This window comes from Streptomyces sp. NPDC048504 (genome assembly GCF_043200035.1).
Classification (GTDB): Bacteria; Actinomycetota; Actinomycetes; order Streptomycetales; family Streptomycetaceae; genus Streptomyces.
Genome location: NZ_JBICXA010000007.1, coordinates 287,648 through 306,727, shown reverse-complemented (window position 1 = coordinate 306,727; position 19,080 = coordinate 287,648). Strand labels below are relative to the sequence as shown.

General features: G+C 69.1%; 22 protein-coding genes. 6 read left to right on the top strand and 16 right to left on the bottom strand.

What is annotated here, in order from left to right; genetic code table 11:
- Position 1 precedes the first annotated feature (1 nt).
- The 8 genes from ACGFY9_RS19760 to ACGFY9_RS19725 all read right to left on the bottom strand — a co-directional run bounded on the left by ACGFY9_RS19760 (position 2) and on the right by ACGFY9_RS19725 (position 9,686).
- Positions 2-1,447 (bottom strand): hypothetical protein, encoded by a 1,446-nt coding sequence (locus tag ACGFY9_RS19760; protein ID WP_393755692.1) that lies wholly within the window; start codon positions 1,445-1,447, stop codon positions 2-4.
- 185 nt (positions 1,448-1,632) lie between these two features.
- Entirely contained in the window at positions 1,633-2,604 is a 972-nt protein-coding gene (locus tag ACGFY9_RS19755) for an N-acetylglucosamine kinase (RefSeq protein ID WP_393755691.1), read from the bottom strand.
- On the bottom strand, positions 2,595-3,860 hold the full coding sequence (locus tag ACGFY9_RS19750) for a 6-phospho-beta-glucosidase (RefSeq protein WP_393755690.1): 1,266 nt from the start codon (positions 3,858-3,860) through the stop codon (positions 2,595-2,597). Before ACGFY9_RS19750 ends, ACGFY9_RS19755 begins: the two co-directional genes overlap by 10 nt.
- Before the next feature lie 89 nt (positions 3,861-3,949).
- The gene (locus tag ACGFY9_RS19745) at positions 3,950-4,843 is read right to left on the bottom strand and encodes a carbohydrate ABC transporter permease (protein WP_019065213.1); all 894 of its coding nucleotides are present in this window, start codon (positions 4,841-4,843) and stop codon (positions 3,950-3,952) included.
- A 2-nt stretch (positions 4,844-4,845) separates the two neighbouring features.
- Entirely contained in the window at positions 4,846-5,787 is a 942-nt protein-coding gene (locus ACGFY9_RS19740; RefSeq protein ID WP_317882743.1) for a sugar ABC transporter permease, read from the bottom strand.
- Positions 5,788-5,794: 7 nt separating this feature from the next.
- Positions 5,795-7,132, bottom strand: coding sequence for an ABC transporter substrate-binding protein (locus ACGFY9_RS19735; protein ID WP_393755687.1), 1,338 nt, complete (start codon positions 7,130-7,132; stop codon positions 5,795-5,797).
- A gap of 292 nt (positions 7,133-7,424) precedes the next feature.
- Positions 7,425-8,651 (bottom strand): ROK family transcriptional regulator, encoded by a 1,227-nt coding sequence (locus ACGFY9_RS19730; RefSeq protein WP_393755685.1) that lies wholly within the window; start codon positions 8,649-8,651, stop codon positions 7,425-7,427.
- Positions 8,652-8,852: 201 nt separating this feature from the next.
- Complete coding sequence (locus ACGFY9_RS19725) at positions 8,853-9,686, bottom strand: hypothetical protein (protein WP_393755683.1); 834 nt, start codon at positions 9,684-9,686, stop codon at positions 8,853-8,855.
- Positions 9,687-10,040: 354 nt separating this feature from the next.
- Here ACGFY9_RS19725 and ACGFY9_RS19720 point away from each other — a divergent pair, with 354 nt between their 5' ends.
- A complete protein-coding gene (locus ACGFY9_RS19720; protein ID WP_393755681.1) occupies positions 10,041-10,613 on the top strand; it encodes a hypothetical protein in 573 nt (190 codons plus the stop codon).
- A 36-nt stretch (positions 10,614-10,649) separates the two neighbouring features.
- Here ACGFY9_RS19720 and ACGFY9_RS19715 read toward each other — a convergent pair whose 3' ends face one another.
- The 3 genes from ACGFY9_RS19715 to ACGFY9_RS19705 all read right to left on the bottom strand — a co-directional run bounded on the left by ACGFY9_RS19715 (position 10,650) and on the right by ACGFY9_RS19705 (position 11,947).
- Entirely contained in the window at positions 10,650-10,823 is a 174-nt protein-coding gene (locus tag ACGFY9_RS19715) for a DUF397 domain-containing protein (protein ID WP_393755680.1), read from the bottom strand.
- Between the two features lie 62 nt (positions 10,824-10,885).
- Positions 10,886-11,059: a DUF397 domain-containing protein gene (locus tag ACGFY9_RS19710; RefSeq protein WP_393755678.1), complete on the bottom strand. Its 174-nt coding sequence runs from the start codon at positions 11,057-11,059 to the stop codon at positions 10,886-10,888.
- 3 nt (positions 11,060-11,062) lie between these two features.
- A complete protein-coding gene (locus ACGFY9_RS19705) occupies positions 11,063-11,947 on the bottom strand; it encodes a helix-turn-helix domain-containing protein (protein WP_393755969.1) in 885 nt (294 codons plus the stop codon).
- A gap of 143 nt (positions 11,948-12,090) precedes the next feature.
- On the opposite strand from ACGFY9_RS19705, the gene ACGFY9_RS19700 reads away from it, so the two are divergent.
- Genes ACGFY9_RS19700 through ACGFY9_RS19685 form a run of 4 tightly spaced genes read left to right on the top strand, consistent with a single transcriptional unit; the run spans position 12,091 to position 13,540 of the window.
- A complete protein-coding gene (locus ACGFY9_RS19700) occupies positions 12,091-12,552 on the top strand; it encodes an ATP-binding protein (RefSeq protein WP_393755676.1) in 462 nt (153 codons plus the stop codon).
- Between the two features lie 47 nt (positions 12,553-12,599).
- Entirely contained in the window at positions 12,600-12,893 is a 294-nt protein-coding gene (locus ACGFY9_RS19695) for a hypothetical protein (RefSeq protein ID WP_393755674.1), read from the top strand.
- A 41-nt stretch (positions 12,894-12,934) separates the two neighbouring features.
- A complete protein-coding gene (locus ACGFY9_RS19690; RefSeq protein WP_393755672.1) occupies positions 12,935-13,186 on the top strand; it encodes a hypothetical protein in 252 nt (83 codons plus the stop codon).
- Between the two features lie 42 nt (positions 13,187-13,228).
- Positions 13,229-13,540, top strand: coding sequence for a hypothetical protein (locus tag ACGFY9_RS19685; RefSeq protein ID WP_393755670.1), 312 nt, complete (start codon positions 13,229-13,231; stop codon positions 13,538-13,540).
- Positions 13,541-13,561: 21 nt separating this feature from the next.
- On the opposite strand, the gene ACGFY9_RS19680 is transcribed toward ACGFY9_RS19685, so the two are convergent.
- Together ACGFY9_RS19680 and ACGFY9_RS19675 are read right to left on the bottom strand one after the other, a co-directional pair.
- On the bottom strand, positions 13,562-14,182 hold the full coding sequence (locus ACGFY9_RS19680) for a Uma2 family endonuclease (RefSeq protein WP_393755668.1): 621 nt from the start codon (positions 14,180-14,182) through the stop codon (positions 13,562-13,564).
- Between the two features lie 197 nt (positions 14,183-14,379).
- A complete protein-coding gene (locus ACGFY9_RS19675) occupies positions 14,380-15,474 on the bottom strand; it encodes a mechanosensitive ion channel family protein (RefSeq protein ID WP_393755666.1) in 1,095 nt (364 codons plus the stop codon).
- A gap of 324 nt (positions 15,475-15,798) precedes the next feature.
- Here ACGFY9_RS19675 and ACGFY9_RS19670 point away from each other — a divergent pair, with 324 nt between their 5' ends.
- Positions 15,799-16,335 carry an HNH endonuclease gene (locus ACGFY9_RS19670; protein ID WP_033284586.1) on the top strand — a complete coding sequence of 179 codons (537 nt, stop codon included), beginning with the start codon at positions 15,799-15,801 and terminating at the stop codon, positions 16,333-16,335.
- An 84-nt stretch (positions 16,336-16,419) separates the two neighbouring features.
- Here the strand turns inward: ACGFY9_RS19670 and ACGFY9_RS19665 are convergent, their stop codons facing one another.
- Genes ACGFY9_RS19665 through ACGFY9_RS19655 form a run of 3 tightly spaced genes read right to left on the bottom strand, consistent with a single transcriptional unit; the run spans position 16,420 to position 18,988 of the window.
- Positions 16,420-17,763 carry an ABC transporter permease gene (locus tag ACGFY9_RS19665; RefSeq protein ID WP_393755664.1) on the bottom strand — a complete coding sequence of 448 codons (1,344 nt, stop codon included), beginning with the start codon at positions 17,761-17,763 and terminating at the stop codon, positions 16,420-16,422.
- Entirely contained in the window at positions 17,760-18,458 is a 699-nt protein-coding gene (locus tag ACGFY9_RS19660) for an ABC transporter ATP-binding protein (protein WP_393755662.1), read from the bottom strand. Before ACGFY9_RS19660 ends, ACGFY9_RS19665 begins: the two co-directional genes overlap by 4 nt.
- Positions 18,455-18,988, bottom strand: a complete 534-nt coding sequence (locus ACGFY9_RS19655) for a PadR family transcriptional regulator (protein ID WP_393755660.1) — start codon at positions 18,986-18,988, stop codon at positions 18,455-18,457. The genes ACGFY9_RS19660 and ACGFY9_RS19655 overlap by 4 nt, the downstream gene beginning before the upstream one ends.
- Positions 18,989-19,080 lie beyond the last annotated feature (92 nt).

Below are 19,080 nucleotides of genomic sequence, written 5' to 3'. Positions count from 1 at the left end.
TTCACCGGTACTCCGACAGCCTGCGCCCGATGCCCAGTACGGCGCCGGCCGCTCCGAGCAGCGCGAGCACCGCGGCGCCCGCGGTGAGGCCGGTCATCGCGTCCAGGCCGTCACCGGCGGACTGCTTGAACTCTTCGGTCTCGTGCTTCAGCGCGAGGTTCAGCGAGTCGTCCACCGATGTGAAGCACTCGCCCGTCGACTTGTCGTCGCCGATGACACCGCTGCGCGCCGCCTGGTAGTCGCCCGCGTTGTTGGCTTCGCTGACCTTGTCGTGGCGGGACTTCCACACCTGCATGGAACTGTTGGCGACCGCGACGGGCTTGCGGCCCGCGGAGTCGTCGGCGAGCGAGTCGGCCAGTTCCAGGCCTCTGCCCAGCGCGGCGATCTCCTGGTCGTACCCCCAGTCGTAGGCGTCCACGACCTCTTCGTTCGCGAGCGTCTTCGTCGCCGCGCCGCGGCTGACCAGGATCAGGTTCTCGTCACTGCGCGCCTTCAGGGAGGCGATCTGGGCGTTGTGCAGCACGTTGAGCGACTTGACTCCGTGGTCGAAGGAGTCGTTCAGGCCCGCGCGGGCGACGGTGTGGCCGACGACCATCCACAGCAGGACGACCGCGGTGGTGGCCGAGGCGGCGACCAGGCCGCTGTTCAGCACCCGGTTCGTGCGCTGGTAGTTGCGCCGCTGGGCCCAGGCCAGGCCGCCGAGCGCGAGGAGCCCGAGGGCGATCGCGAACCACGGGTACGGCGTCGCGTTCCCGTAGTCGGCGTTCAGCCGCGCGTTCTCGTTCTTGTAGAGCTTCTGGGCCTTCGGGAGCATCTGGTTCTGCATGGTGTCGTTCGCGGCGCGCAGATAGGCGCCGCCCACGGGGAAGCCCTGTCGGTTGTTGGCGCGGGCCGACTCCACCAACCCCTTGTACTGCGGCAGGAGTTCGTTGAGATCCGTGATGATGGCCGCGGACGACGAGCCCGGGTCGGTGTTGGCGGCGGCGGTGACGAGCTTCGCGGCGGCCGTCTTTATGTCCTTCTCGTACTGTGCGCGGGTCGCCGGGGGCTCCTGCAGACCCGCCAGATAACCGCTGGCCGCCATCGTGTCGGCGTCGGCGAGCGAGCGGTAGATGGCCGCCGCGTCGGAGCTGAGCGGCTGGCTGTGGTGGAGCACGTCGTCGGCCGCCGTCGCGCGGCTGTCGGTCTGCCAGGCGGCGACCGCGCCGAACGCGACCACCAGCACGGCCAGCAGCGCGCCGATGGCCCGCAGCCGCCCCGGCTCCGTGGTGGCCGCGGCGCGCAGCTGATCGACGCCCTCGGCGAGCGCCGTACGGCGCGCGGGCGCGGCGTCCGGCGCACGCCGGGGCGTGGGCGGCCCCGGCCGGCCCGGCTGCGGCGGCAGCGCCGGCATCGTGGGCACGGCGGTGCCCGGTGGCGCCGTACTGCTCTTCTGCGGTTGTGTCACTGCTGACCTCCCCCAGGGTCATCCCGTCGCGGCAAGTATCGCCGCCAGGACTGACATTCCGCACCGGCCTTCACTGGATCTTGATCGGATCGCAGCGCGGTCACCGGATTTCCGGCACCACACAACGCCCCGCACCGCCCCCCTGTCCATGAATACGCCGTGGGAATCTGTTCGGTTCCCGGGTGTCAGTGCTCGTAATGGGCCCTGGCCCGCGCATGCGCCTCGGCCGCGGCGCCCACATGGTCCAGACCGAGCAGGACGGCGCCGAGGACCGGCCGCGCGGTGACGACCGTCGCCACCGCCTTGGGCGCCCTGGCGGCCAGCAACTCCCTTATACGGTCGTCCAGTTGGGGATGCCGGGCGGCGAGGACGCTGCCGCCGAGCAGCACCGGCGCCTCCTCGTCGAGCAGCTCCAGGCGGGTCAGCGCGACCGTCGCCATGGCCACGACCTCCTCCGCCATCCGGTCCACGATCGAGCGGGCCACCGGGTCGCCGTCCACCGCCGTCGCGAACAGCACCGGCGTCAACTCGTGCCGACGGCGATGCGCGACGTGCTCCAGATGCAGCGCCTCGATGAGGTCGTACATCGAGTCCAGGCCGAAGTACGCCGGGAGCGTACGCGCCAGGGCCGTAGGACCGCCGCGTCCGTCCTCCGCGCGGGCCGCGTGCCACAGGGCCTCCTCCGCCAGGCCCCAACCGCCGCCCCAGTCACCGGAGATACGGCCGATCGCCGGGAAGCGGGCGGTGCGGCCGTCGGGCCGCATGCCGACGCAGTTGATGCCGGCCCCGCACACGACGGCGACACCACGCGGCTCCGGGATGCCCGCCCGCAGGATCGCGAACGTGTCGTTGCGCACCTCCACACTCGTGCCCCACCCGCGCGCGTGCAGGGCGGTCGCCAACTGCTCCTCCTCCACGGGGAAGTCGGCGTTGGCGAGACAGGCCGACACATGGCCGACGGCGCTCACCCCCGCCTCCGCGAAGGCGCGGGCGACGGCTTCGGCGACGTTGTCCACGGCCGTCTCGATGCCCACGACCGGCGGCCGGAACCCGCCGCCGCGGGCCGTGGCGAGGACTTCCCCGTCGGCCGCCACGACCGCGACGTCGGTCTTGCTGTTGCCCGCGTCGACGGCGAGGACACTTGCGGTCAGGCCCACGCGAGGTGCTCCCAGTTGTGCGCGATCAGCTGGTCGGTCAGGGCTTCGGCGTACTCGTGCTGGCCGATCAGGGGATGCGAGAGCAGCGCCCGGAACACCCGGTCCCGGCCCCCGCGCAGCGCGGCCTCCAGGGCGAGGTCCTCGTACGCCGTCACGTTGGCCATCAACCCCGCGTACAGCGGGTCGACTTCGGCCACGGGAAGCGGAGTCGGGCCCTTCGCGCCGACGGCCGCCTGCACCTCGATCACCGCGTCGTCCGGCAGGAACGGCAGCGTCCCCTTGTTGTACGTGTTCACCACCTGGTAGGGACTCCCGCCCCCGCCGAGCAGCGAGGCGGCCAGGTCGACGGCGGCCTCGGAGTAGTAGGCCCCGCCGCGCTTGGCGAGCAGCGCGGGCTTCTCGTCGAGGGCCGGGTCGGCGTACATCTTCAGCAACTCACGTTCCATCTCCGCCACTTGGGAGGCCCGCGACGGCTTGGTCCGCAGTTCCCGTACGACCTCGTCGTGCGCGTAGAAGTAGCGCAGGTAGTACGACGGGACGACGCCGAGCCGGTCGAGCAGCACCCGGGGCAGGCTCAGGTCGGCGGCGATGTCGTCGCCGTGTTCGCCGAGCAGCTTGGGCAGCACGTTCTCGCCCTCGGGGCCGCCGAGCCGCACACCGGTTTCCCAGGTGAGGTGGTTGAGGCCCACATGGTCGAGGTGCACATCGGTCGGGGTGACCCCGAGGAGTCCGGCGAACTTCCGCTGGAAGCCGATCGCCACGTTGCACAGGCCAACTGCCTTGTGCCCGGCCTGGAGCAGGGCGCGGGTGACGATCCCCACCGGGTTGGTGAAGTCGATGATCCAGGCGTCCGGGTTCGTCCGGCGGACCCGTTCCGCGATGTCGAGGACCACCGGTACGGTCCGCAGCGCCTTGGCGAGGCCGCCCGCGCCGGTCGTCTCCTGGCCGACACAGCCGCACTCCAGCGGCCATGTCTCGTCCTGCTCGCGGGCCGCCTGACCGCCGACCCGGAGCTGCAGCAGCACCGCGTCGGCGCCCTCGACACCGGCGTCCAGGTCGAACGTCGTCACGATCTTGCCGGGATGCCCCTGCTTGGCGAAGATCCGGCGGGCCAACCCGCCCACCAGCTCCAGGCGTTCGGGCGCCGGGTCGACGAGGACGAGTTCCTCGACGGGCAGGGTGTCCCTCAACCGGGCGAAGCCGTCGATGAGTTCGGGTGTGTAGGTCGAGCCTCCGCCGACCACGGTGAGTTTCACTGGAGGTCTCCTCGCTTCCGGGCGCCGGGGACGTTTTTCATCTGCCGGGGGTCCGGGGGTTGTCCCCCGGGAAGGCACAGCATGCGTGGTTAACCCTTCACTCCGGTGAGCGTGACGCCCTCGACGAACGCCTTCTGCGCGAAGAAGAACACGAGGATCACGGGGGCCATGACCAGCACGGTCGCGGCCATGGTGAGATTCCAGTCGGTGTGGTGCGCGCCCTTGAACGACTCCAGGCCGTAACTCAGCGTCCAGGCACCGGGGTTCTCGGACGCGTAGATCTGCGGCCCGAAGTAGTCGTTCCAGGCGTAGAAGAACTGGAAGAGCGCCACAGCGGCGATCCCCGGCTTGGCCATCGGCAGGACGACCCGCACGAGCGTCTTGAACTCGCCGCAGCCGTCCACCTTCGCCGCGTCCAGGTACTCGTTCGGGATGGTCATCAGGAACTGGCGCAGCAGGAAGATCGAGAACGCGTCCCCGAACGCCATCGGGATGATCAGCGGCCACAGCGTGCCCGAGAGGTCCAACTGCTTGGCCCAGAACAGGTACATGGGGATGATCACGACCTGCGGCGGCAGCATCATCATCGAGATGACCAGCATCAGCGACAGATTCCGGCCCCGGAAGCGGAACTTGGCGAGCGCGTACGCCACCGGGATCGACGACACGACGGTCAGGACGGTGCCGAGACCGGCGTAGATCAGCGTGTTCTTCCACCAGGTGAGGAAGCCCGGGGTGTCGAAGACCTTCTTGTAGTTGCCCCACTCCCAGGTGTGCGGGATGAGGTCGCGGCTCAGGGCCTGGCTGTCGCTCATCAGCGAGGTCAGGAACACGAACACGAAGGGGAGCGTGAAGAAGAGCGCGGCGGCGACGCCGAGCGAGTGGACGGCGATCCACTCCATGAGCGCCTTGCGGCGGGCGGTGCGCTCGGCGGGGGTCACCGGCGCCCTCAACTCCACGGGCTTGTCGAGTACTTGGGCCATGGTCAGTCACCTGCCAGATTGAGGCCGCCCCGGCGCCGCATCAGGAACGCGGTGAACACCATCGACAGGGCGAACAGGACGAGTGCCACCACGCAGGCCGAGCCGTAGTCGAAGCGCTGGAAGCCGAGGTTGTAGACGAGCTGGGGAAGGGTGAGCGTGGACTTCTCCGGGTAGCCCGGCTCGAACTGGGTTCCCGCGCCCTGGATGACACCGGACGCGACCTTCCCGGCGATGAGGGGCTGTGTGTAGTACTGCATGGTCTGGATCACGCCGGTGACGACGGCGAACATCACGATCGGCGAGATGTTCGGCAGCGTGACGTACCGGAACCGCTGCCAGGCCGACGCGCCGTCCAACTCGGCTGCCTCGTACTGCTCTTGGGGTACGTCGAGCAGCGCGGCCATGAAGATGACCATGAGGTCGCCGATGCCCCAGAGGGCGAGCAGGGTGAGGGCCGGCTTGGACCAGGTGGGGTCGTTGAACCAGCCCGGGGCCGGGATGCCGACCTTCTCCAGGATCGAATTCACCGGTCCCGTACCGGGGTTGAGCAGGAACGCGAACGCCATCGTCGCCGCGACCGGCGGGGCCAGATACGGCAGATAGAAGAGGGTCCGGAAGACGCCGGTCGCCGTCTTGATCTTGGTGATCAACAGCCCGACGCCCAGGCCGAATACGACCCGGAGGCTGACCATCACCACGACCAGCCACAGGGTGTTGCGCATCGCGGGCCAGAAGTACGGATAGTTCTTGAAGACGTACGTCCAGTTCTTCGTCCCCACCCACGTCGGCGGCTTGAAGCCGTCGTAGTGCATGAACGAGAAATAGACCGTCGAGATCAGCGGATAGGCGAAGAAGACCGCGAAGCCGATCAGCCAGGGCGACATGAAGGCGAGAGTCCGAAGCGCCGACTTACGGCGCTTCGACGCCAGGGTGACTGTGCTCATTCCGGGACTACTTCGCCTGCGCGATGTCGGTGTCGATCTGCTTGGCCGTGCTCTTCAGGGCCGAGTCGAGGTCCTTCACCTTGCCGCTCTCGTAGTCGTAGCCGAGGTTCTGGATCGTCGTCAGATACACACCGCCGTTGATGGAGGCGGGACTTGTCGTCGAGTACTGGTTCGACGCGATGTCCAGGAAGGTCTTGAAGCGCGGGTCGTACTTCAGCTTCGGGGACTTGAGAGCCGCGAGGGTGGAGGGCACGTTGTGGATGGAGTTGGAGAAGCCGACCACCGCGTCCGTGTCCGTGGTGATGTACTTGACGAACTCCCAAGCGGCGTTCTGCTTCTTGCTGTTGGCGGCGATCCCGGTGATCGTGCCGGTGATGTAGCCCTTGCCGTACTGGGCGGCCTGGTCGTCCGGGACGGGCAGCGGGGCGACGCCGATGTCCAGCTTGGGATTCGCGGCCGTGGCCATCCCGAGCCGCCACTCGCCGTCGAGTTGCATCGCGACCTGGCCGGTGTGGAAGGGGTGCTTGTCGCCCCATTCGTCACCGAGCGTGGAGCGGTAGCTCTCCAGCTTCTTGAATCCGCCGAGTTCGTCGACGAGCTTCTTCTGCAGCGTGAAACCGGCCTTGAACGCGGGGTCCGTGGCGAGCGCCGACTTTCCGCTCTTGTCGAAGTACGTCGGCGAGAACTGCGCGAAGATGTGCTCGGTCGTGGTCTCCCAGCCGTGGTAGTCCGGCATGAACCCGAGCTGCGAGTACGAGTCACCCTTGGAGATCGTCAACTTCTTGGCGTCGGCCTCGAATTCGGACCAGGTCTTGGGCGGGTTGGTGATGCCGGCCTTCTTGAACTCCGTCTTGTTGTAGTAGAGCCCGTACGCGTCGCCCAACAGGGGTGCGGTGCACCGGTTTCCGTCGAACTGGGTGTACTCGTTCATCGCCTTGGGGAACGTCGTCTCCGGGTCGATGCCGGCCTTCTTGAAGAAGGGGTTGAGATCGACCAGGGCCCCCGACGAACAGAACTTGCCGACGTTGTTCGTGGTGAACGACGAGATCACGTCGGGCGACTTGCCACCCCCCGTGCGCAGCGCCTGGTTGATCTTGTCGTCGGTCATGTTGCCGACGACGTTCACGTGGATGTTGGGGTGCGCCTTCTCGAACCCGGCGACCAGCGACTTCACGGCGCTCAGCTCCGAGGCGGCGCTCCAGGCGTGCCAGAAGTTGATGGTGACGTCCTTCGAGGCGTCGTCGGAGGCGCCGGACGAGGACTGGCCGGTACAGGCGGTGGTGAGGAGGGCGAAGGAGGCGGAGGCGGCGAGCGCGATGACCGCTTTCCGGGATATTCCGGGCATGACGAGGTCTCCCAAGGGCAGGGCGGGGTGTGATGTGGTGGTTGCGGGGGCGCCGGGTGGGGCGGGCGATGTGGGTGGTGCGGGCCGGTGCGGGGTCGGTCCGAGAGGCCGGGTGGTGCGGGTGGGTCGGAGTTGGTTCGGGGGTGGCGAGGTGGGGCGGGGGTGCCCGGGGTCGGTCCGGAGGGGCCGGGTGGTGCGGGCGGTGCGGGTGGGTCGGAGTCGGTCCGGAGGAAGCCGGGGGTAGGTCGAAGTCGGTTCGGGGAAGCCGGAGTTGGTCGGTCGGGGCGTGGTCTCAGCGCGAGGTGTCGAAGACCTCGTCGCGAGTCGTTGCCAGCGCGCTCTCCAACGCGCCGCGCAGCACGGGCTGTTCGTGGACGTCGCCGACGACGAGCCGGGGCCGCGATGCCGCCAGCTCCTCCAACTCGGCCTGGACGAGGGCACGGAGAGGTTCGCCGCCCGCGGCCAGCGAGCCACCGCTGAGGACGACGAGTTCGGGGTCAAGTACGGAGACGAGCGAGGCGAGACCGGTCGCGAGGTGGGTCGCGTAGATCTCCAGAAGCCGCCGCTGGGGACCGGTGGTGTGGTCGGCGGCGGTGGCGACGAGGGCGGCGGCGACCTCGGCGTAGGGACCCGTCGGGATCTCGGTGATGCCGAGTTCGCGGGCGAGCCCGGGCAGGGCCTGTGAACCGGCCAGGGCCTGGTAACCACCGCTGTTGGCCTTGGTCACCTGGCGGACCAGGGGCGCGCCCGGCACCGGCAGGAACCCGACCTCGCCCGCGCCGCCGGTCCAGCCGCGGTGCAGCCGGCCGCCGAGGACCAGGGCGGCGCCGAGACCGCCCTCGTTCCACAGCAGCACGAAGTCGCCGTGCCCGCGAGCCGCGCCGAGCCGCTGCTCGGCGATGGCGACGAGGTTGACGTCGTTCTCGTACTCCACCGGCATCGGCAGCGCGGCGGCGAGTTCGTCGAGGAGGGCAGGGGAGTGCCAGCCCGGCAGGTGCGAGGCGTAGCGCAGCCGGCCGGTGTTCGGGTCGAAGGCGCCGGGGGTCCCGATGACGAGCCGGTGGACGTCGTCCCGGGCGAGCCCGGCCGCCTTCACGGCCCCGTCGAGGGCGTCGGTGACCTGCCGTACGACGGGCTGGGAGGGCCGCCGACCAGGAGTGGCGAGCTCGAATTCCCCCACCGTCCGGCCGGTGACGTCGGCGACGGCGGCGCGGATGCGCTCCGGCGTGACGTCGAGCCCGGCGGCGTACGCGGCACCCGGATTGACCACGTACAGCTGGGCGTTGGGGCCGGGCCGCCCCTCGCTCGTCCCGGTGGCGAGGACGAGCCCCGCCGCCTCCAGCCGGGCCAGCAACTGGGAGGCGGTCGGCTTGGAGAGGCCGGTGAGCTTGCCGATCCGGGTGCGGGAGAGCGGGCCGTGCTCCAGGAGGAGGTCCAGGGCGGCACGGTCGTTCATGGCGCGCAGGACGCGGGGGGTGCCCGGGGTGCCGGTGCCCGGGGTACCGGAGGTTCCTGCCATGTCTTACGCCACCTGCCTTTCGAACTCCCGAACCACACAGCGTGTCACGTGATCACTGTTAGGAAAGTTTCCAATTGGGTGGAAGGAACGTAAGCCCGGGGCGAAGGGGGCGTCAATAGACACCGCCCCCGAGGCAACAGACTCGTTACCTGCGGGGGCGGTGGGGAGGTGCTGGTGTAGCCCGGCGTCTCGCCGGGTCTGCTACTTCACGTCGATGAAGTCACCGGCGGCGGTCGCCGCGCCGGTGGTGGAGGTGCCGGCGAAGACGTAGCGGAAGTAACCGTCCTGCGCGGCCTTCACGGTCGTCGTCAGGGCACCGCCCTTGGTCGTGGTGACCGTCTTGACGGTGGTGTAGGTGCTCGAACTCTTCGCCCGGAACTGCAACTTGGCGGGCTGCGACACGTAACCGGTGTACGTACCGCGCTCCCAGTCGGCCCGGGTCAGCTTGCCGGTGACCGTGATGGTCTTCCCCTTCTTCACCGGCTCCGGGGAGGCGTTGGCGGTGAGCTTGGCGGCGCGCTGGATCTTCACCTTGCCCTTGTTGCCCCAGGCGGCGAAGTCGGTGGAGTAGCTGATCTGGTCGTCCGAGTCGTCCAGGTCGGCGTCGATGTGGGCGTAGACGCCGGCGACGTTCCAGGTGGTCGCGTCGGCCGTCTCGTACAGGCTGTCCCCGGGATCGATCGTGATCGTGTCGGAGCAGGACGCGGTGACGGTGGTGTCCGTCGTCGCGGTGGTCGTGCAGGTCGGAGACATGTCGGCGTCGATCTCGTTGTCGAAGGCCGCGAGTGAGCCGCGGTAGAGCATGACCCCGGCGAACGTCTTCTTGTAGTCGATCGTCACGTCGGACGGCCGCGTCAGCGTGTACGTGACGGGCACCTTCACCGTCGCGGTCGTCCCTACGACGACCGCCTTCCCCTTGTTGACCGTCACCCCGCTGAAGACCAGGGCCGGCGTAGCGGCCTGCGCGAGCGGCGCGGCCAGACCGGTCAGGGCGAGGGCACCGGTCAGGGCGGCGCCGATGGCGAGCTTTCTCATTCTTGTCCCCACATTCGAAACGGACCCCTGGGCATTGCGCTCCAGAGCAAGGGCCCGTCGTGGGGGTGACCTTAGGTGTGCGGAGGCTGCGGTGAAAATGAGTTGGAGCTGTGAAGGTGATCGCATCACGGGTTCGTCACGATGGGTAAAGCCGCAGGTGGGGGCGGGTGGCGTAGATTCCCTCGATCTGCCGGAATTGCGAGGCCTGTTGGGCGCTTTTCGGCCGCTACGGCTCCGCCCCCGAGGCCGATTCGTGATGTGGGCCTACCTGTCCTGCCAGCCGCCTCACAGGTTTTTGACTTTTGATCAGCGGCGTTTGCGGGGCAGGGGGATCCAGGGAACGGGGTGCGGGGCGTGAGGGTGTTGGCGGGGTGCTGGCGGGAGGCGGTGTGCGCGGTCGCCGTACCCGTGGTGATCAGGGTCGGCTTCGAACTCTGGGACCGGGGCGGCCTCGCCTGGAGCACGGCGGGCGAACTGGCGGCGACATGGGCCGCCGCGAGCGTCGTATGGGCCGCCGTGGCATGGCTGTCGCTACGGCACCGGGCGCGCAGGTCGGGCATCACCCTCACCCCGGATGCCCTCGCCGCCCGCCAGACCCGCCAACTCCGCGTGCTACGACCCTCGGTGGGCTGGTCGGACCGGATGCGCACGGAGCTGAAGGCGTCGGACCGCGCGTCCGTCACGGCGGAGAAGGGGCGTGAGGAGATCTGGTTCCACTGGAGGCCGGGGCGGCGTAGACGCACGGTCTGGGGTTCGATCGCCTTCGACGAGAGGTCGGGGACTGTGCTGGTCGACCTACGGGCGAGTGGGGCGTACACGGGGTCTTCGGGGTTGCGGCGGGGGGTGTCGTTCGTCGCGCTGTGTCAGGTGGCTGGGTGGCTGGGGCTGGGCGAGGGGGAGGGCGAGGGGGAGTCGCGTGTGTCGTAGAGACCAACTCGGCTGACCTGTCCGGGAGTTAGTTGGTCAGCGCAGGGTCGCGGTGAACTTCGTCCAGGTGGTGGGGGTCAGGTGGAGTATCGGGCCGGTGGGGGACTTCGAGTCGCGGATGGCTATGGTGCCTGGGATGTTGCGGGCGACTTCGAGGCACTCGCCGTTTCCACTGCTGTAGCTGGCCTTCACGAAGTGGAACTCGGGCATGGTCACATCTCCTTGCGGAGGCTGTCGACGAGTGCGAGGAAGTCGCGCGGCGTCAGGTTCGGTCAGCGCAGCGTCGCGGCGAACTTGGTCCAGGTGGTGGGAGTCAGGCGGAGTACCGGGCCGTCGGGAGTCTTCGAGTCGCGGACAGCGACGCTTTCGGAGACGTTGAGGGCTACTTCTATGCACTCGCCTGCGGTGTTGCTGTAGCTGGACTTCACGAAGTGGAACTCGGGCACGGGTCAGATCTCCTGGCGGATGGTGTCGATGAGCTGGGCTGAGTCACGCTGGGCGAGGCTCAGCCGAGCCGTGCGGTCGAAGAAATCGGCGTAGGCGGCGCTGTCGGCTTCGTTCTCCACCCATACGGTAGACGCGATGGTGTCGGCATGGACCACGTCCACCGCCTCGGTCTCGGCGAACGAGATGATGGTGAACGGCCCTGTGATGCACGGGTGTCCGCCCGCGCGGAACGGGAGCACCTGGAGCCGGACGTTCGGGAGCTTCGCTAGCTCAAGCAGATGCTGCAGTTGGCCACGCATCGTCTCCGGGCCTCCGATCAACTGCCGTAGCGCTGCTTCCCAGACGACGGCGTACACCTGAAGCGGATGGGTTCCTCGCAAACGCTCCTGGCGGCGCATCCGGATCTCGACGAGTCGCTCGATCTCGTCAGGGTCCTCCCACGGGCCCACTCCCTCGCTGACTGCCAGCGACCGGGCGTATTCGGGTGTTTGGAACAGCCCTGGGATCAGAGAGAGTTGCCATGTCCGAACCCGGCTCGCGGCATCCTCCAGCGCGATGTATTCGGACAGCGTGCCCGGGTGCGGCGAGTGCTGCCACCATCCCTTGGCCTTGCGTCGCTCGCGGTCCAGCTTCGCCAACTCCATTAGCCGGCCTACGACTTTGCTGTCCTCCACGCCATAGAACTCGCACAGCACCCGAATGTCCGGGTCCCGCATCGGCACCCAGCCGCGTTCCATTTTCACGATCTTGGTGCCGGTCGCGTTGATGGACTCGGCGGCCTGCTGCTGGGTCTTGCCCGAGGCGTCTCGTAGGCGCAGTAGTTCTCCACCGAGCCTGCGCGCCAAGACAGTTGAGACCTGGCCCTGTCGAGGCTGAGTTGATCGCATCACGGTCACAGTGTGTCCCATCGGCGTCACCGAGTCGAAGGGTTTCACCCTCTCAGGAAGAACTTCCTCAAGTAGATTGCGCTGAGGGTGTGGGTGTCGCTACTTTCGGTGCTCATCCCGCTACAAAGAGAGGCGCGTGTCCCATGACCGAAGCCCCGCCCGCTCCCCACGAAGACTGCCTCGACTACACCCCCCTCGCCCGCAGCGTCACCCTCGCCCGCCGCCGCATCGCAAGGCTCGTCACCGAGTGGGGGCATCCCGCCCTCGCCGGTGATGTCGCCCTCGTCGTATCGGAGTTGATGAGCAACGCCCTGCTGCACGGCAGCCTGCGGGACCGGCTGATCCGGGTACGGATCACGGTCACCGGGGTCACCCTCCGCGTCGAGGTCAGTGATCCGCGCGGTGAACGCTTGCCGAGCCCGTGCCCGGCAGGCGACACGGACCAGTTCGGGCGGGGATTACTCCTGGTCGGAGCCCTGTCCCACCGCTGGGGGTGGGAGCCCCGTTCCGTCGGCAAGACCGTGTACGCGGAGTGGGTGCTCGGGGCTGACCCTGCCGTGGGCAATCCGCTCGTGGGCGTGAGGGGGCGACGGGAATGGCGTTAGCGTGGGCACGTGCCACAAGGGCGCTCGGTGAGCGGAAGGGGCGGCCGATGACCATGCCGTACGCGGAGGGGAACGCTCCGTTGATCCCCCGTCCCGAACTCACCCTCGCGGCACTTCGGCAGGCCGTGGCCACCGTCGTCCCCTCCCGCCTCCCGGAGTTCTTCGAGGACGTGCAGAAGGCGTTCGTACGGGCCGGCGACGAGGACAGCGTCGTACCGATCCGCATGTTCTACCGGGAGTGGGGCGTGATCGTCGAGATCGAACGCCACCCGGAGACTGCACGCCGCCGAGCAGGCGATCAACAGCGCCGACCCCGCCGTACGCGACCGTGCCATCCGTGAGGCCGGGGAGATCGTACGGACGGCGCACCGCGAGGTCGCGGGTGGCTGACTGGCGCTGGAAGCTGTTCCAGGACGAACTGCCGGACGGACTCCCGGATGCGACACACGCCGAGACGGAGCGGCTGGCCAACGAGGTCGCCGTACGCGAGTCCATGGTCTTTCTGGAGGGTGCCGCCTATACCGGTCCCGGACCCGGGGTGCGTACTGAGACCCGCGGCCTGCTCATGCTCACCTATCTGACGGATGTGCGTGGGGAGCGGATCGTGGTGGTCCAAGTGGGCTGGTTCGGCTAGCGGTTCACCGATTGTGCGACCGTGACGAGTGGGGGACGACAGGTGAGCGAACAGTCCTGGTACGGCGTCCGGTGTGTGTTCCGGCACCGCCAACTCGGCGTCTACGAGGAGCGGTTGACCCTGTGGCGGGCCACCTCGCTCGACGAGGCCGTCAGCCGTGGGGAGTTGGAGGCGTACGAGTACTGCGCCGACCTCGACGGCGTCGAGTACGCCGACTTCGCCGAGGCGTACCGGATGTTCGGCGAGCCGGGTGAGGGCGCCGAGGTCTTCTCGCTCATGCGGGAGAGCGGGTTGCCCGCCGGCGAGTACGTGGGGCGGTTCTTCGCTACGGGGGCGGAGCGGGCCGGGGCCTGAGGCGTGCCCCTGGCCTCGGCCTCAGTTCTCCAGGAAGGGTGCCGTGTCCAGGGTGGGGTACGGGGCCGGGAGGACGAGGGGATTGCCCAGGCCGACCTTGGACTCGGCGTCGTAGTACGCCTCTTTGGGATCGTCGCCGGGGAGAACGGGGGCGGTGTAGCAGTGGGCCGTCTTCGTGTTGCGGTTGATCAGGACGAAGACCGGGACTCCGGCGGCGGCGTAGGTGCGGAGCTTCGGGCCGGTGTCCGTCTCGTGATTGGTGGACGTGACCTCGCCGACCAGGGCGATCATGTCGATGGGGCACCAGCCCCTGTGGGCTTTGAGGTACGACTCGTCGAGTTCGCTCGGCCTGCGGCGACGGACGTAGAAGTCCGGGATGAGCAGGGCCATCGTGGTGCCGTCCTTGTGGGCTGCTCGATAGCCGTTGCCCATGCCCACGAGGCGGTGTCCGGCGACACGGAACTGGAAGAACAGTTCCCCCGCGCCGTCGTTGTGGTTGTCGTTCGGTGCCGGTGGCACGATGGCCATCCCCTCGACGTACTCGGGTCGAATCGGCGTCGTCGACGCCTCCTCGATCGCGATCAGCAGATCGATGGGGTCCTGCTGCGTCATGACCGGCTCCATGATGGGTTCGGCGCTCATCGATGCTTCTCCCTCGTCACGCTGCTGCCAGGCTACGCCCGTGCCGGGTGCCCCGGCAGAACCATGGGCCGCCGGGAAGGCCTGCGACCTGGGTTTCCGCATGCGTTCACTCGAACGGGTGTGCTGAACCGTTCCGCCCGACCTTGGCCCCGCCTCCGCACGCCCCCGCACAGCCCGGGAACACCCGGCCCCTGCAACTACCGCCCCGACCCCCGCTGCGAAGAAATAGGCGAAGTATTCGCCACCTGAGGCGAATCCGAGTTCGAGTAAACCGACGGCGCAGCAACCGCCTCCGTAGGATCCCCCGCGTCCTCCACCGGATCCGCAGTCGCACCCCCCACGATGCGGATGTTCGCCTCGTCGAACGCCCGCTTCACCCGCCACCGCAGTTCCCGCTCGACGCTCACCGACTTGCCCGGCATGGTCCTGGCCGACAGCCGGACGACCATCGAGTCGATCAACACACTGTCCAGGCCGAGGACCTCGATCGGGCCCCACAACAACTCGTTCCAGGGCTCCTCCTTGCTCATCTTCTCCGTGACCGAGTCGAGCGTGGCCTTCACCCGGTCCAGGTTCTCGGAGGCGCGGACGGTCACGTCGACGCCCGCCGTAGCCCAGCCCTGGGACAGGTTGCCGATGCGCTTGACCTCGCCGTTGCGGACGTACCAGATCTCGCCGTTGTCGCCGCGGAGCTTGGTCACGCGGAGGCCGACCTCGATGACCTCGCCGGAGGCGACGCCCGCGTCGATCTGGTCCCCGACGCCGTACTGGTCCTCAAGGATCATGAAGACACCGGAGAGGAAGTCCGTGACGAGGTTGCGGGCGCCGAAACCGATCGCCACGCCCGCGACACCGGCGGAGGCCAACAAAGGGGCCAGGTTGATCTCGAAGGTCGCCAGCACCATCAGTGCGGCTGTGCCCAGGATCACGAACGATGCCACCGAGCGGAGGACCGAGCCGATCGCCTGCGAGCGTTGGCGGCGGCGTTCCGCGTTCACCAGGAGACCGCCCAGAGCCGTGCCGTCCACCGACTCGACCGTGCGGTTCATCCGGTCTATCAGCTTGGTGATCGCCCGCCGCACCGTCATTCTCAGGACCGCCGCGATCACCACGATCAGCAGCACCCGGAGACCTATCGCCAGCCATGTGGACCAGTTCTGCTCCACCCAGCTCGCGGCGTTGGTCGCGCTCTCCTGGGCGTCCTGGAGCGAGGGCACGGTCACCGCTGTCTCCGAGGGGCTCGGGGACGGCGACGGCGAAGCGGCGGCCAGTAGGACGGCGGACAAGGACACGGCAGGTACCTCCAGGTGCTGCGTCCGCCCTCCGGCATGGTCCGACAGGGGCAAGGTCACGAATAGGTCACCAGGAGGGCAGGCCCACCACACTATCGGGGCATCGTGTGTGGATCGTTGCCATGTTCAGGGGAGAGGCTGTGCTCAGCCGGGAATGAACAGGTGGGACGAACCCACACCCGTCCCGGCCCCGCATCACATGTGGTCGAAAACACTCCCAGCCCGTTACCGGGACATGGTGGCGCTTCCACCAGGCATGAGGGGAGACTGACTACAGATCGTCCCGGCGCGAGCCACGCGCCGCCGACGCACAAGGAGGCATCCGTGCCGCATGTCCTGGTCCTCAACGCGTCGTACGAGCCACTCGGCGTCGTACCGCTCCGCCGCGCGCTCGTCCTCGTCCTGGAGAACAAGGCAGTCTCCCTTGAGGAATCCGGCGCCTTTATGCACAGCGCAACCGTCACAGTCCCCGCACCCAGCGTGGTCCGGCTCAAGCGATTCGTACGGGTTCCCTATCGGGGGCCCGTTCCTCTGACCCGCCGGGCGCTCTTCGCGCGCGACGGGGGCCGGTGCATGTACTGCGGTGGCGTCGCAACCAGCGTCGACCATGTCATTCCGCGCAGCCGCGGGGGCAAGCACGCGTGGGACAACGTGGTGGCGTCCTGCCGCCGCTGCAACCACACGAAGGCCGACCGACACCTCTTCGAGATCGGCTGGCGGCTGCGCCACAAACCCGCCCCACCCACCGGCCTGGCCTGGCGCATCATCGGGACAGGTCATAGGGACCCGCGCTGGCTGCCGTACTTGCAGCCGTACGGCGCGGAGGACGCGATGGCCCGGATCGACGGCATCTCCGCCTGACGATCCGGGCTTTTGTGTACGCCCATGTACGGCGGTACGGAGTCGTCCGCCCCGGCAGCCCCCCCGTGCTGCCGGGGCGGACCGTCATGCGTACCGCAGCTCGCCCGGCCGCACCGACCGCCGTAGCAGAGGCAGTGATGTGGCGGCCGCCAGCACGCAGGCCGCGTACACGCCGACCGGCACCAGCAGCGCCGCGTACGGCACCGGCACGTCCGTGTGCCCGGAGACGGCGGCGCCGTACCAGAAGCTGATCGCCGTACCGCCGAGGCCCGCCACCGCGATCGCCGGGAGCAGCGGCAGCGCGGTCTCCAGGAGGAGCGCGCGGGCCAGTACGGCGTGCGGCACCCCGGCCGCCGCCTGTGCGGCCAGGCCCCGGCGCCGGGTGGCGAGGGACTCGGCGGTGCCGACGGCCAGGGCGGTGAGGACGAGCGCGAGGGCGACGAGGATTGCGGCGGCGGTGAGGTCGATGCCCGTCGTGTAGTAGGACATGGGCGTGCCGAGGTGGCCCTTGCGGCGCATGTCCTCCAGATCCGCGAGCAGGATCTGCCGTACGCCCGCGAAGCCCGAGCCGACGACCGTCACCAGCAGCAGTGCCGCATGGGTGCGGGCGGTCGACCAGGGGTCCTCGCGCAGCCGTTCCGCCGCGATCAGCAGCGCGGGGCGCGAGGTGCCGGCCGCGAAGCCCTCACCCAGTTGGCGGGACGAGGCGCCGGAGAGCCAGATCGCGATCAGGCTGATCAGGCCGGCCAGGACCAGCACCGTCACGGGGCCGAGATCGAAGGAGACGGGGCTGCCGAAGAACGGGGTCAGCGCGATGGCCGCCAGCGTCACCGTCAGCAGCCGGGTCGCCGTACCGAACAACCTCCCCGGCCCCCGCACCGGCCGCACTCGCCGCACCCGGCCCAGCGGATCCGCCACCACCCGGCGCAACGCCATCGCGCTCACGACCGCCCCCAGCACCGGCACGGCGACTACGACGACCCCGGTCCAGACCGTCGCATAGGGCAGCAGCGGTACGACGGCCGCCGTCGCCACCACCGCCCCGGCCAGGCACGCCAGCCCCGATTCCAGCGCCGCGATCCGCCGCACCTGCCACGGCCCGGCACCCGCCAGCCGCAACGCGGCCAACCGCCGGTCCCGGTGCACCGCCCCGATCCGCGCACACTGCCCGAGGAACCCGAGCACCGGGATCAGCAGCAGCCCGAGGGCCAGGCTCACGTTCTGCCGGTCACTGGGGGAGTCGAACAGCCCCGACCCGAAGGACACCGAGTAGAACCCGTCCAACGACAGCAGTGCTACGACGCCGATCCCGATCCCCGTCGCCAGCGCGGCCCCGGCCGCCGTGAGCCCGACCCGCCACCACTCCCGCCGGTCGGAACCCCGCGTGAGCAGCCAGGCCAGCCGTAGATCGGACCCCAGGGACCTCATACCGCCACCCCCGCCGTCGCCACGGTCCCGTCCGTCAGCCGGATCTCGCGGTCCGCGTAGGCCGCGACCTGCGCGTCATGGGTGATCAGCAGGACCGCCGTACCGGACTCGCGGGCCGTCGTGACCAGGGCCGTCATCACCTGCTCGCTCGCCAGGGAGTCCAGCGCGCCCGTCGGTTCGTCCGCGAAGACGACCTTCGGGGAGGTGACCAACGCCCGGGCGAGCGCGACCCGTTGGGACTGGCCGCCGCTCAGCTCGCCCGGCCGCAGCTCGCCCTGCCCGCGCACCCCGAACCGCTCCAGCCACTCCCCGGCCGCCGCCCGGGCGTCCGTGCGCGAGGCGCCCGCGAGCAGCAGCGGGAGCGCGACGTTGTCTGCGGCCGTCAGCTCGGGTATCAGTTGGCCGAACTGGAACACCACCCCGAACTCGGTGCGCCGGAGCTCGCTGAGCCGCTTCTCGGGGAGTTCGTCCAGCCGTTGGCCCGCGTACGTCACCGTCCCCTCGTCGGGGCGGACGATCCCGGCCAGGCAGTGGAGAAGGGTGGACTTGCCGCTGCCACTGGTGCCTGTGACGGCGAGGATCTCGCCGGCGCCCAGCTCGGCCGAGGCGCCGGTCAGTGCCCTCGTCCTGCCGTGCGTCTTGGCGAGGTCACGGGCCGCGAGGAGCGGCGCCGCCGTACCCCCGTTGTCGCTCATGCTGTGTCGACCTCCGCGGTCAGAGTGGTCAGCCGGGCCGCCGTCGTCGCCATCCAACGGAGGTCCGCGTCAAGGTGGTTGAGGGCGTAGTCCGCCGAGAGCACGGTCGCCAGGTCGGAGCCCTTGGCGGTCTTGACCGCCGTGAGTTCCCGCATCCGCTCCATGTGGGCGGCGCGTTGGGCCCGCAGATACGCCTCGGGGTCGCCGTCGGCCAGGATCGAGACGACGACCTTGGCGAAGATCTCGTTCGTCACGAAGGGCGCGGGCGGCGCGATCTCCCCTGCCCAGCGGGCGAGTTCACGCGAACCCTCCGCCGTCGCGCGGTACGCCGTGCGCTCCGGGCCGCCGTCCGAGCCGGTGCCGTCGACCTCCGCGAGACCGTCCCGGACGAGGCGCTGCAGGGTCGTGTAGACCTGCCCGTACGCCAGCGGGCGGGCCTGCGGAAAACGTTCGTCGTGGCGTCGCTTGAGGTCGTAGCCGTGGCTCGGTCCCGAGGCGAGCAGGCCCAGCAGGATGTGGCGGGTGCTCATGGCGCTCAGTATGCACCAGGTACATGTACTGAGTGAATAGTGATCAGTAGGAGAATTGCGGGGAGTGGGGGCGGGAGTGGCTGCGGTGCCAC

Coding starts and splice junctions, on each gene's coding strand:
- ACGFY9_RS19745 (WP_019065213.1), bottom strand. CDS start 4,843: ATGGCCCAAGTACTCGACAAGCCCGTGGAGTTGAGGGCGCCGGTGACC.
- ACGFY9_RS19740 (WP_317882743.1), bottom strand. CDS start 5,787: ATGAGCACAGTCACCCTGGCGTCGAAGCGCCGTAAGTCGGCGCTTCGG.
- ACGFY9_RS19735 (WP_393755687.1), bottom strand. CDS start 7,132: ATGCCCGGAATATCCCGGAAAGCGGTCATCGCGCTCGCCGCCTCCGCC.
- ACGFY9_RS19730 (WP_393755685.1), bottom strand. CDS start 8,651: ATGGCAGGAACCTCCGGTACCCCGGGCACCGGCACCCCGGGCACCCCC.
- ACGFY9_RS19725 (WP_393755683.1), bottom strand. CDS start 9,686: ATGAGAAAGCTCGCCATCGGCGCCGCCCTGACCGGTGCCCTCGCCCTG.
- ACGFY9_RS19715 (WP_393755680.1), bottom strand. CDS start 10,823: ATGCCCGAGTTCCACTTCGTGAAGGCCAGCTACAGCAGTGGAAACGGC.
- ACGFY9_RS19705 (WP_393755969.1), bottom strand. CDS start 11,947: ATGCGATCAACTCAGCCTCGACAGGGCCAGGTCTCAACTGTCTTGGCG.
- ACGFY9_RS19700 (WP_393755676.1), top strand. CDS start 12,091: ATGACCGAAGCCCCGCCCGCTCCCCACGAAGACTGCCTCGACTACACC.
- ACGFY9_RS19695 (WP_393755674.1), top strand. CDS start 12,600: ATGACCATGCCGTACGCGGAGGGGAACGCTCCGTTGATCCCCCGTCCC.
- ACGFY9_RS19680 (WP_393755668.1), bottom strand. CDS start 14,182: ATGAGCGCCGAACCCATCATGGAGCCGGTCATGACGCAGCAGGACCCC.
- ACGFY9_RS19665 (WP_393755664.1), bottom strand. CDS start 17,763: ATGAGGTCCCTGGGGTCCGATCTACGGCTGGCCTGGCTGCTCACGCGG.
- ACGFY9_RS19660 (WP_393755662.1), bottom strand. CDS start 18,458: ATGAGCGACAACGGGGGTACGGCGGCGCCGCTCCTCGCGGCCCGTGAC.
- ACGFY9_RS19655 (WP_393755660.1), bottom strand. CDS start 18,988: ATGAGCACCCGCCACATCCTGCTGGGCCTGCTCGCCTCGGGACCGAGC.